This is a genomic window from Mesorhizobium sp., from assembly GCF_041661565.1.
Taxonomy (GTDB): Bacteria; Pseudomonadota; Alphaproteobacteria; order Rhizobiales; family Rhizobiaceae; genus Mesorhizobium.
In genome coordinates this window covers 19,560-30,326 of the sequence record NZ_JBAZUD010000054.1, presented here as the reverse complement: position 1 = coordinate 30,326, position 10,767 = coordinate 19,560, and the positions used below count along the sequence as shown (strand labels likewise).

11 protein-coding genes are annotated in these 10,767 nt (G+C 64.1%); 10 read left to right on the top strand and 1 reads right to left on the bottom strand.

Annotated features, from left to right (window positions below; all coding sequences use genetic code 11):
• The 9 genes from ehuA to doeB all read left to right on the top strand — a co-directional run.
• Positions 1-783: ectoine/hydroxyectoine ABC transporter ATP-binding protein EhuA (gene ehuA / locus WC739_RS12030; RefSeq protein WP_372953256.1), on the top strand; the 783-nt coding region annotated here is incomplete at its 5' end.
• An 88-nt stretch (positions 784-871) separates the two neighbouring features.
• Positions 872-1,723 (top strand): ectoine/hydroxyectoine ABC transporter substrate-binding protein EhuB, encoded by an 852-nt coding sequence (ehuB, locus tag WC739_RS12025; RefSeq protein ID WP_372953255.1) that lies wholly within the window; start codon positions 872-874, stop codon positions 1,721-1,723.
• 168 nt (positions 1,724-1,891) lie between these two features.
• On the top strand, positions 1,892-2,551 hold the full coding sequence (gene ehuC / locus WC739_RS12020) for an ectoine/hydroxyectoine ABC transporter permease subunit EhuC (protein WP_372953254.1): 660 nt from the start codon (positions 1,892-1,894) through the stop codon (positions 2,549-2,551).
• Positions 2,552-2,585: 34 nt separating this feature from the next.
• On the top strand, positions 2,586-3,245 hold the full coding sequence (gene ehuD, locus WC739_RS12015; protein ID WP_372953253.1) for an ectoine/hydroxyectoine ABC transporter permease subunit EhuD: 660 nt from the start codon (positions 2,586-2,588) through the stop codon (positions 3,243-3,245).
• Positions 3,246-3,248: 3 nt separating this feature from the next.
• On the top strand, positions 3,249-4,028 hold the full coding sequence (gene eutA / locus WC739_RS12010) for an ectoine utilization protein EutA (RefSeq protein ID WP_372953252.1): 780 nt from the start codon (positions 3,249-3,251) through the stop codon (positions 4,026-4,028).
• Between the two features lie 5 nt (positions 4,029-4,033).
• Entirely contained in the window at positions 4,034-5,026 is a 993-nt protein-coding gene (gene eutB / locus WC739_RS12005; RefSeq protein WP_372953251.1) for a hydroxyectoine utilization dehydratase EutB, read from the top strand.
• Positions 5,023-6,015, top strand: coding sequence for an ectoine utilization protein EutC (gene eutC, locus WC739_RS12000; RefSeq protein WP_372953250.1), 993 nt, complete (start codon positions 5,023-5,025; stop codon positions 6,013-6,015). The genes eutB and eutC overlap by 4 nt, the downstream gene beginning before the upstream one ends.
• Positions 6,016-6,152: 137 nt before the next feature.
• Positions 6,153-7,331 carry an ectoine hydrolase DoeA gene (gene doeA, locus WC739_RS11995; RefSeq protein ID WP_372953249.1) on the top strand — a complete coding sequence of 393 codons (1,179 nt, stop codon included), beginning with the start codon at positions 6,153-6,155 and terminating at the stop codon, positions 7,329-7,331.
• A gap of 5 nt (positions 7,332-7,336) precedes the next feature.
• Positions 7,337-8,335: a N(2)-acetyl-L-2,4-diaminobutanoate deacetylase DoeB gene (gene doeB / locus WC739_RS11990; RefSeq protein ID WP_372953248.1), complete on the top strand. Its 999-nt coding sequence runs from the start codon at positions 7,337-7,339 to the stop codon at positions 8,333-8,335.
• Positions 8,336-8,404: 69 nt separating this feature from the next.
• Here doeB and WC739_RS11985 read toward each other — a convergent pair whose 3' ends face one another.
• Positions 8,405-9,436 (bottom strand): AraC family transcriptional regulator, encoded by a 1,032-nt coding sequence (locus tag WC739_RS11985; protein ID WP_372953247.1) that lies wholly within the window; start codon positions 9,434-9,436, stop codon positions 8,405-8,407.
• 269 nt (positions 9,437-9,705) lie between these two features.
• Between WC739_RS11985 and WC739_RS11980 the strand changes: the two genes are divergently transcribed.
• A complete protein-coding gene (locus WC739_RS11980) occupies positions 9,706-10,707 on the top strand; it encodes a sugar ABC transporter substrate-binding protein (RefSeq protein ID WP_372953246.1) in 1,002 nt (333 codons plus the stop codon).
• Positions 10,708-10,767 lie beyond the last annotated feature (60 nt).

Genomic DNA, 10,767 nt, shown 5'->3' with positions numbered 1-10,767 from the left:
ACCGCGCCCATCATCAAGATCGACGGCATCTCGAAGAGCTTCGGCAGCTTCAAGGTGCTGGACGGCCTGTCGATGCAGGTCATGCCACGCGAGAAGCTGGCGCTGATCGGCCCGTCCGGCTCGGGCAAGACGACCATCCTGCGCATCCTGATGACGCTGGAGCGCATCGATGGCGGCCACATCCAGGTCGACGGCGAGCAGCTCTATCACATGGAGCGCAACGGCCAGTTGCTGCCTGCCGACGAGCGCCATCTGGCCAGGATGCGCCAGAAGATCGGCATGGTCTTCCAGCTGTTCAACCTGTTTCCGCACAAGAGCGTCATCGACAATGTCACGCTGGCACCGATGCTGACCAAGGGCATGCCGCGCGCCGCCGCCGAAAAGCGGGCGATGGAACTGCTCGAGATGGTCGGCATGGCCGACAAGGCCAAGGCGATGCCGGCGCAGCTGTCCGGCGGCCAGAAGCAGCGCGTGGCGATCGCCCGGGCGCTCGCTTTGCAGCCGAAGATCATGCTGTTCGACGAGGTGACATCGGCGCTCGACCCCGAACTGGTCGAAGAGGTGCTGAACGTGCTGTGGCGGCTCTGCGCCGAGACCGACATGACCATGCTGCTGGTTACCCACGAGATGGGTTTTGCCCACGACTTCGCCGACCGGGTGCTGTTCTTCGATCGGGGAAAGATCGTCGAGGAAGGCAAGCCCGACGAGATTTTCCGTCATCCCAAGCAGGAGCGCACGCAAGGCTTCCTGAAGAAGATCATCGCGGCCGGACATCGCGTCTGACCGCCATGCCTGAGGCGGCAACGCCGTCCCCAGGGGCGGCGAGGCCGTCCCGCAACGAACCAAGACAAGAAACAAGGAGTTGGGAACAATGAAGAAACTTGGCATTCTGGCCGGCGTCGCCGGCCTCGCACTGACGACGGTGCTGGCCGCCTCGACCGCCGGTTCAGCCGAAGACAGCAAGCTTGAACAGCTGAAGGCGCAGGGTTTCGCCCGCGTCGCCATCGCCAACGAGCCGCCCTACACGGCGGTCGCCGCCGACGGCAAGGTTTCGGGTGCCGCGCCCGATGTGGCGCGTGAGATTTTCAAGCGCCTTGGCGTCAACGACATCGTTGCCTCGATTTCCGAATATGGCGCGATGATCCCGGGCCTGAAGGCCGGGCGCTTCGACGTCGTCACCGCGGGCCTGTTCATGAAGCCGGAGCGTTGCGCGGCGGTCACCTATTCCGAGCCGGTGCTGTGCGATGCCGAGGCGATGCTGGTGAAGAAGGGCAATCCGAAAGGCTTCAAGAGCTATGAGGATGTCGCCAAGGACGCGACTGCCACGGTCGGCGCGCCGGGCGGCGGCACCGAGGAGAAGCTGGCGCTCAATGCCGGCGTGCCGCGCGAACGTGTCATCGTCGTGCCGGACGGGCAGAGCGGCGTGAAGATGCTGCAGGACGGCCGCATCGATGCCTACTCGCTACCGGTCCTGTCGATCAACGACCTGATGAAAAAGGCCAATGATCCGAGCCTGGAAGTCATCGCACCGGTGCAAGGCGCCCCGGTCTATTGCGACGGCGCCGCCTTCAAAAAAGGCGACGAAGCGTTGCGCGACGCCTTCGACGTCGAACTGGCCAAGATGAAGAAGTCTGGCGAGTTCGCCAAGATCATCGAGCCGTACGGCTTCTCGGCGGCCGCCGCGATGTCGACGACGCGCGACAAGCTCTGCTCGGCCAAGTAGGCGCGCTTTTCCCTTCTCCCCGTTCAGGGGGAGAAGGTGTCACGAAGTGACGGATGAGGGGCGGCGCCATGTTTTGGTTGGTTAGCGCTGCCCCTCATCTGACCGCTCCTCAACTCCCCGTAATCGGGGAGAAGGGTCCTAAAACCAAACGTTGGAACCTCTAATCGAATGACCCAGTGGTCCGGCTATCTCGGCCTGATATTGCAGGGAGCGCTTGTCACCATCGAGCTGACGCTGATGGGGTCGGTGCTTGCCCTTATCATGGCCTTCCTCGCCGGCATGGGGAGGCTGTCGCGCTTCTTCGTGCTGCGGGCGCTGGCCACCGCCTATATCGAATTCTTCCGCGGCACCTCGATCTTCGTGCAGCTGTTCTTTGCCTATTTCGTGTTGCCGCTGGCGGGCGTCGAACTGACCCCACTGCAAGCCGGCGTGCTGGCATTGGGCTTGAATGTCGGAGCCTATGCCGCCGAAGTGGTACGCGGCGCCGTGCAGTCGATCGGCCGCGAACAGCACGAGGCCTGCATCGCGCTCAATCTCGGCCGCTGGCAGGGCATGCGCCACGTCATCCTGCCACAGGCGTTTCTGGTGATGCTGCCGACCTTCGGCAACAACGCCATCGAACTGCTCAAGGCGACCGCCGTCGTCTCGCTGATCTCGCTCGCGGACCTGACTTTCCAGGCCCAGGTGGTGCGTGCCCAGACCGGCAACACCATGGTGCCGTTCACCACCATCCTGATCATCTACTTCATCCTGGCGCTCCTCATTTCATGGGGCGTGCGCTCGCTGGAACGCCGCATGGCGCGCGGCCTCGATGGGGTGCGCGTCTGATGGCCGATGTCCTTCTGATAAATTGGTCCTGCTGATGGAATGGGACTGGAATTTCGTCTGGGAGATCATGCCGACCCTGATCCAGGGGGTGAAGATCACCATCCTGGCAACGCTGCTCGGTTCTGTGCTGGCGGCGATCGTCGGGCTGGGCATCGCGCTGGCGCGCCGCTCGCCAAACAGGGCCTTGTCGCGCACGGTCGGCTTTCTGGCCGAGTTCATCCGTGGCACGCCGCTGTTGGTGCAGCTCTATTTCATCTTCTATGTGCTGCCCGACATCGGCATCCTGTTGCCGCCGCTCGTCGCCGGCGTCATCGGGCTCGGGCTGCACTATGGAACCTACACGGCGGAAGTCTACCGCGCCGGCATCGACAATGTGCCGCGTGGCCAGTGGGAGGCCGCCAAGGCGTGCAACCTCAACGCCAGGCAGACCTGGACCCACATCATCATTCCGCAAGCCATTCCGCCGATGATCCCGGCGCTGGCCAATTATTTCATCGCCATGTTCAAGGAAACGCCGCTTCTGTCGGCGATCACCGTGCTGGAGCTGATGAACCAGGCGAAAAGCGTCGCCAACACTTATTACCGCTATATCGAGCCGATCACGCTGGTCGGCGCTTTCTTCCTCGCCATCAGTCTTTGCTCCGTCGTGCTGCTGCGCTGGCTGGAACGCCGCTACGGCAAGATCGAGAGGTAATCCGTGAAACCCTTGCCCGAGATACAGGTCCACCCGGCACGACCCGCGCTCGATGATCGCCCGCTGGAGCGGCGCGTCGGCCTGATCATCCTTGCCACCGACCACACGACCGAGCCGGACTTCCGCCGCATGGTGGCTGGCGAGCGGATCGGCGTCTATGTCGCGCGTATCCCCTATGCCAACCCGACGACGCCGCAGAACCTGCGCAAGATGCAGCCGGCGCTGACGGCCGGCGCCGCGCTGATCCTGCCCGACGAGACGCTCGACGCCATCTGCTATTCCTGCACTTCGGCTTCGGTAGTGATCGGCGATGGCGAGATCGAGGCGGCGATCCAGGCCGCCAAGCCCGGCGTGGCCGTCCTCACGCCGCCAATGGCCGGCGTGCGTGGACTGAATGCATTCGGTGCGCGCAGGATCAGCATCCTCACCCCTTACACCGTCGAGACCAGCAGGCCGATGGCGGCCTACTTCGCGACGAAAGGGTTCGAGATCGCCAGCTTCACCTGTCTCGGTTTCGAGGACGACCGCGAAATGGCGCGCATCACGCCGGCTGCGCTTGTCGATCTCGCGCGCCAGGCGACAGACGCGCAGGCTGACGCATTGTTCGTGTCCTGTACGGCGCTGCGGGCCGCGCTCGCGGTCACCTGGATGGAACAGGCGATCGACCGCCCGGTGGTCACCAGCAATCAAGCGAGCGCCTGGAACTGCCTGCGTCTTTGCGGCGACGAGACGGTTCACCCCGAGTTCGGTCGTCTGATGACGCTGCCGCTGCCGCGCGATTGACGATCATGGCGACAGTCACCCTCAGCGATATCCGGGCCGCGCGCGAGCGCATTGCCGGCAAGGTCGAGCGCACGCCGACCGTGCTATCTCCCAGCCTCTCCCAGCAACTGGGAAGCCCGATCCACCTCAAGCTCGAACATCGCCAGATCACCGGCAGCTTCAAATTGCGTGGCGCCTCGAATGCCGTCGCTTCGCTGAATGCGCAGCAGAAGGCGCGCGGCGTGGTTGCGGCCTCGACCGGCAATCACGGTCGGGCACTGGCGCATGCGGCGAAACTTGAAGGCATGCGCGCGGTGATATGCATGTCGCGCCTGGTGCCGGGCAACAAGGTCGACGACATCCGCCGGCTCGGTGCCGAGATTCGCATCGTCGGCAACAGCCAGGACGATGCCCAGCAGGAGGTGGAGCGGCTGGTGGCGCAAGAGGGGCTGGTCATGCTGCCGCCCTTCGACCATCCGGCGATCATCGCCGGGCAAGGCACGCTCGGGCTGGAGATGCTCGAGCACGTCCCGGATGCCGCTCTTGTGCTGGTTCCGCTTTCCGGCGGCGGGCTGGCCGCGGGCGTTGCCGCCGCCGTCAAGGGCGTCAGCCCCAGGACAAAAATCATCGGCGTCTCGATGACGCGTGGCGCGGCGATGAAAGCGAGCCTCGATGCCGGCCGGCCGGTGCTGGTCGAGGAACTTTCGACGCTGGCGGATTCGCTCGGCGGTGGCATCGGCCTCGACAACCGGCTGACTTTCACCATGTGCCGCGATCTGCTCGACGATGTCATTGTGCTGAGCGAGGACGAGATCGCCGCCGGCATGCGCCACGCCTATGCGCAGGAGCGCGAGATCGTCGAAGGCGCCGGCGCGGTCGGCATCGCGGCACTGCTCGCCGGCAAGGTCGAAGCGAAAGCGCCGGTCGTCGTGCTGCTCTCGGGCCGCAACATCGATATGGGTCTGCACCGGACAATCGTCTGCGGCGAGGCGTCGGCACGTTCGGAGCGCGCCGCATGAGCCGGATGACGATCCTCACCGAAGCCGAATTGCGCAAGATCGTCACGCTCGACCTCGACGCTGTCGCTTGCGTCGAAAACGCTTTCCGCGCGCTCGCCACCTTGCCGGTGGCAATGCCGCCGATCCTGCGGCTCGACATTCCCGAGCATCGCGGCGAGGTCGACGTGAAGACCGCCTATGTGCCCGGCATCGACGGTTTTGCCATCAAGATCAGCCCCGGCTTCTTCGACAATCCCAAGCTCGGCCTGCCCAGCGTCAACGGCATGATGGTGCTTCTGTCCGCCAAAACGGGCTTGGTCGAAGCGCTGCTGCTCGACAATGGCTATCTCACCGATGTCCGCACGGCCGCCGCCGGAGCGGTCGCGGCCAGGTATCTGTCGCGCCCCGATTCGGCAGTTGCCGCAATCTTCGGCGCCGGCGTGCAGGCCGGACTGCAGCTGGAAGCCCTCATGCTGGTGCGGCCGATCGCCGAGGCCCGCATCTGGGCGCGCGACGCCGTCAAAGCCGAGGTCGCGGCCGGCGCCTTGCGCGAAAAGCTCGGGATCGTCGTGCGCGCCGAGCCCGATGCAGCAAGCGCCGCAGCCGGCGCCGACATCATCGTCACCACGACGCCTTCGACCGAGCCGCTGATCAAGGCCGGCTTCGTCTGGGCCGGGCAGCACATCACCGCGATGGGCTCGGACGCCGAGCACAAGAACGAGATCGCGCCGGTCATCCTGCGCATGGCCGATCTCTACGTCGCCGACAGCGCCCGCCAGACGAGACGGCTGGGCGAGCTCCATCACGCCATCGCGGCGGGCCTCATGGCCGCCGACGAACAGGTGACCGAACTCGGCCAGATCATCGCCGGCGAACGACACGGCCGGCGTTCGGCCAGCGACATCACCGTCGCCGACCTGACCGGCACCGGCGTGCAGGATACCGCGATTGCCACGCTCGCTCGCGACCGGGCGCGCGCGGCCAAAACCGGAACGATTTTCGAAAGCTGATGCTGGCCGCAGGAGCATGATCCGGAAAAGTGGAAACCGGTTTTCCGAGAAGATCATGCTCAAGCAAGAAAATGCCTGCAGCCAGATTCAACGAAGTTGAAACGGGCTCCAGGCCCAACATACGAGGAAGCAAAAGAATGATGCCGAACCTGAAATTCTCGCGCGGCGAATATGCGGATCGCCTCGCCAAGACACGGCAAGCCATGGAGGCCAAGGGTGTCGATCTGCTGATCGTCAGCGACCCGTCCAACATGGCCTGGCTGACCGGCTATGACGGCTGGTCGTTCTATGTGCACCAGGCGGTCATCGTGCCACCATCGGGCGAACCCGTCTGGTACGGCCGTGGCCAGGACGCCAACGGCGCCAAGCGCACCGCCTATCTCGCGCATGACAACATCGTCGGCTATGCCGACCATTACGTGCAGTCGACCGAGCGCCACCCGATGGACTATCTGTCCAGCGTGCTTGCCGATCGCGGCTGGGGCAAGCTCACCATCGGCGTCGAGATGGACAATTACTGGTTCTCCGCCGCGGCCTTCGCCTCGCTGCAAAAGCATTTGCCCAATGCCCGCTTCGTCGATGCCACCGCTCTGGTCAACTGGCAGCGCGCGGTGAAGAGCGCGACCGAGATCGACTATATGCGCAAGGCCGCCCGTATTGTCGAAGCGATGCACCAGCGCATCGTCGACAAGATCGAAGTCGGCATGCGCAAATGCGATCTCGTCGCCGAGATCTATGACGCCGGCACGCGCGGCGTCGACGGCATTGGCGGCGACTATCCGGCGATCGTGCCGCTGCTGCCGTCCGGCGCCGACGCTTCGGCGCCGCATCTGACATGGGACGACAAGCCGATGAAGCGGGGCGAGGGCACTTTCTTCGAGATCGCCGGCTGCTATCACCGCTATCACTGCCCGCTGTCGCGCACCGTGTTCCTCGGCAAGCCGACGCAGGAGTTCCTCGATGCCGAGAAGGCGACGCTGGAGGGCATGGATGCGGGCCTGGCGGCAGCGAAACCCGGCAACAGCTGCGAGGACATCGCCAATGCCTTCTTCGCCGTGCTGAAGAGATACGGCATCGTCAAGGACAATCGCACCGGCTATTCGATCGGCCTGTCCTATCCGCCGGACTGGGGCGAACGCACGATGAGCCTGCGCCCCGGCGATCGCACCGAGCTCAAGCCCGGCATGACCTTCCATTTCATGACCGGCCTGTGGCTGGAGACGATGGGACTGGAGATCACCGAGTCGATCCTGATCACCGAAACCGGCGTGGAATGCCTCGCCAACGTGCCGCGCAAGCTGGTGGTGAAGGATTGAAACCGATGTCCAGTCTCCGCCCGTCGCCGATAGCGCCGACCGTCGATTTCGAGCGCGACGGCGTGCAGCACGGTTTCCTGCGCTTGCCCTACAGCCGCGACGATTCGGCCTGGGGCTCGGTGATGATCCCGATCTGCGTCATCCGCAACGGTAAGGGGCCAACGGCGCTGCTGACCGGCGGCAACCATGGCGACGAGTATGAGGGGCCGCTGGCGCTCTACGATCTCGCCCGCACGCTCGATCCCAAGCATGTCGGCGGCACGGTGATCATCGTGCCGGCGATGAACTATCCGGCCTTTCGCGCCGGCACGCGCACCTCGCCGATCGACAAGGGCAACATGAACCGCAGCTTTCCCGGCCGGCCGGACGGCACGGTGACCGAGAAGATCGCCGATTACTTCCAGCGCGAACTGCTGCCCCGCGCCGACATCGTGTTCGATTTCCATTCGGGCGGCAGGACGCTGGACTTCGTCCCGTTCTGTGCCGCGCACACTCTGCCCGACAAGGTGCTGGAACAGAAAGCCTTCGATGCTGTGGCGGCATTCTCGGCACCGTACTCGATGCGCATGATCGAAATCGACGCCGTCGGGATGTACGACACGGCGGCCGAGGAGATGGGCAAGGTCTTTGTCAGCACAGAGCTCGGCGGGGGCGGGACTTCGCGTGCCCATACCGTGCGGATCGCGCGGCGCGGCATTCTCAATGTGCTGCGCCATGCCGGCATCGTGGCTGGCGCGGTCGAGAAGACTCCTACTCAATGGCTCGACATGCCATCGGGCGATTGCTTCTCCTTCGCCGAGGAGGACGGCCTGATCGAAACCATGGTCGATCTCGGAGAACCGGTCGAGAACGGCGCGGTGCTGGCGCGCATCTATTCCACCGGCCGCACCGGCGCCGCTCCTCAGGAAATCAGGGCGAAGATGGCGGGCCTGCTGGCGGCGCGGCATTTCCCGGGATTGGTCAAGGCAGGCGATTGCATCGCGGTGGTGGCGGTGCAATGTTGATCCAACGGCGATGACCACGCAAACCGAATTCGCAATGTGTAGCTTGGGGGAATTGGCTTTCCGGTTTCCTCACACGGCGTTGTCACGCTTGCCTATGCCTTCACGATAGGCTTTGGGCGAAATGTCGTTCCAGCGCCGGAAGAACATCCGGAAATTCTTGGTATCGGAAAATCCGAGCAGATCGCCGATGTCTGCAACCGAGAAGCCGCCGGCCTCGAGATACTTCTTGGCGAGTTCGCTGCGGACTTGGTCGGAGATGGCGGAGAACGTCGTGCCCTGCTCGGCCAGGCGCCGCCGCAGGGTTCGGGGCGTTATCGCCAGCCGGTCGGCGACCCACCCCATATTGGTGACGGGAGCGGGGCTTTCCATGATCAGCCGCGCAACCTGCCCGGCGAGCCCGCCGCCATATTCAACAGCGCCAATCAGACCCTCGCAGGTTTCCCGCAGCATGGCGTGCGTGACCGGATTGGTCATCGGCGGCCGATCGTCCAGGATCGACATGTCGTAAACGATGGCGGTCGAGGATTTTGCGAATCTAACCTCGCAGCCCAGCTCCTGCTCGAATATTGCGGGCCTGGCCGGCTTTTCGAACGCCACGTCGATCCAGATGGGCTCGCGCTCGACATGCGCGATGTCGTGGACATGGGTCACGTGCTGGCCCAGCTGCTGGGTCATCAGGAAACGGCGCAAGGGCCGGGAGTACCCCAGCCGGCCTTCGTCGGGGAAGGTCCAGACGAAATGCCCCGCGTCGATGTGCCAGGCGATCGAGAACATCGGCGTGGCGAGCGAATGGTATCGAACGGCAAAATCGAAGCCCGCTCGAACCGTTGCGCTCGAAAGCAATGCAAATCCGTACAGGCCATAGGCGGACAGGTGGATGGATTTGCCGACGCGCAGCGGCAGAAGCAGGTCGTCGCAGCGCCGGATGACGTTCTCGCAAGCGACGAGATACTGACGAACAGAGCTGTGGACCTTGCCGTCGTCGAGCATGTCCTCCCGCAGATCGGTCCCCTTCAGGACGTCTGGTGCGGTCAGGCCAAACTCCTTGGCTCCCTGAACGAGGGCAAAAAGCTTGTAAGGCGCAAAGACGGGGTTCGCCATTGGAGTCCTCCTTGGCGACGATAGCCGAGAGACAAGGCATTTAACAGGTATTTGTCCTCCAAACACCCTGTTCATGTCCCTTTGCCGCCTCCCGGCTGGATCAACTCCGACCCAGACTAGGAGCGCTAAAACAGGGGAGGAGAACCCAAATGCGCACTTTGTTTTAGGCATGGCGCGCCGCGTTGTGCGGCGTCGCTTCGCTTGCGATGGGATTCATCGCGACACAGGCATCGGCTCAGGATTCGAAGCACTACAAGGTGTTTCTGAGCATGAGTTATGTCGGCAATGACTGGCAGGCCGAAGCTCAGAACATGGTCACCGCCATGGCCAAGGCCCATGCCGACAAGGTCGACCTGCGGATCCAGGTCGCCGGGCCGGTGGCCCAGAAGCAGATCCAGCAGATCAACGCGATGGTGCAGGCGGGCGCCAACGCCATCATCGTCTATCCGATCTCGCCGACCGCGCTCAATCCGGCGATCAAGAACGCGTGCGACAAGGGCGTCGTCGTGTTCGCCTACGACAGCTCCGTCACGGAGCCATGCGCCTACAATGTCGTCACCGACCAGACCGAGCTCGCCACCAAAAGCGCGCAATGGGTCGCCGACACGATGGATCACAAGGGCAATCTGATATTCGTCACCGGCGTGCCGGGCACGTCCGTGGACACCGACCGCAACAAGGCCGCCCGCGCGGTGTTCGCGAAGTATCCGGATATCAAGATCGTCGCCGAACCGAACGGCATGTGGTCGCAGGCGGTGGCGCGCAAGTCCGTCAGCGAGGCCATGGCGACGATGAGCTGGGGCGATATCCAGGGAGCGTGGGGGGCGGCGGCCTGCATCCAGATATGGACCCTCCAGATGGAGGCCGACAGCAAGACCCTCATCCCGTGCGGCACCGAAGGCAGCAACGGCATGCGTGTCATGATGCTCCCGAAGGGCAGCATCGCGGACGCGACAGGCGCCTATTCGCCCCAGGGAGCGCCGGGCATTTCGCTCGAGAGCCATCCGGGCGCCGGCGCGATGGCCCTGAAGCTCGCGATGGAGGTTCTCGAGGGCAAGAAGGTCGACAAACTCACGATGATGCCACTGGAGGCCGTCACCGCGGACAATGCCAAGCTCTGCCAGACAGGCAGTTTCGACGAACTGTCGAAAGGCTGCAATGTGTTCGATCCCGGCCTGGTCCCTTCGGGATGGTTCGCGAACATCCTGAACCCGGCCACACCCGAAGTCGGGTTCCAGGCGGCGTTGGTGGGACAGCCCGAAACGAACTGACAGGCCGACACGGGTGGCGCCTGATGGCGCCACCCTCTCCCCCTCAGTCCCAATTCCGGG

What these genes read in the sequence shown, in the direction of transcription:
- WC739_RS11985 (WP_372953247.1), bottom strand. Translation starts at nt 9,436, where the DNA reads ATGGCGAACCCCGTCTTTGCGCCTTACAAGCTTTTTGCCCTCGTTCAG.
- ehuC (WP_372953254.1), top strand. Translation starts at nt 1,892, where the DNA reads ATGACCCAGTGGTCCGGCTATCTCGGCCTGATATTGCAGGGAGCGCTT.
- doeB (WP_372953248.1), top strand. Translation starts at nt 7,337, where the DNA reads ATGTCCAGTCTCCGCCCGTCGCCGATAGCGCCGACCGTCGATTTCGAG.
- eutB (WP_372953251.1), top strand. Translation starts at nt 4,034, where the DNA reads ATGGCGACAGTCACCCTCAGCGATATCCGGGCCGCGCGCGAGCGCATT.
- ehuD (WP_372953253.1), top strand. Translation starts at nt 2,586, where the DNA reads ATGGAATGGGACTGGAATTTCGTCTGGGAGATCATGCCGACCCTGATC.
- doeA (WP_372953249.1), top strand. Translation starts at nt 6,153, where the DNA reads ATGATGCCGAACCTGAAATTCTCGCGCGGCGAATATGCGGATCGCCTC.
- eutC (WP_372953250.1), top strand. Translation starts at nt 5,023, where the DNA reads ATGAGCCGGATGACGATCCTCACCGAAGCCGAATTGCGCAAGATCGTC.
- WC739_RS11980 (WP_372953246.1), top strand. Translation starts at nt 9,706, where the DNA reads ATGAGTTATGTCGGCAATGACTGGCAGGCCGAAGCTCAGAACATGGTC.
- ehuB (WP_372953255.1), top strand. Translation starts at nt 872, where the DNA reads ATGAAGAAACTTGGCATTCTGGCCGGCGTCGCCGGCCTCGCACTGACG.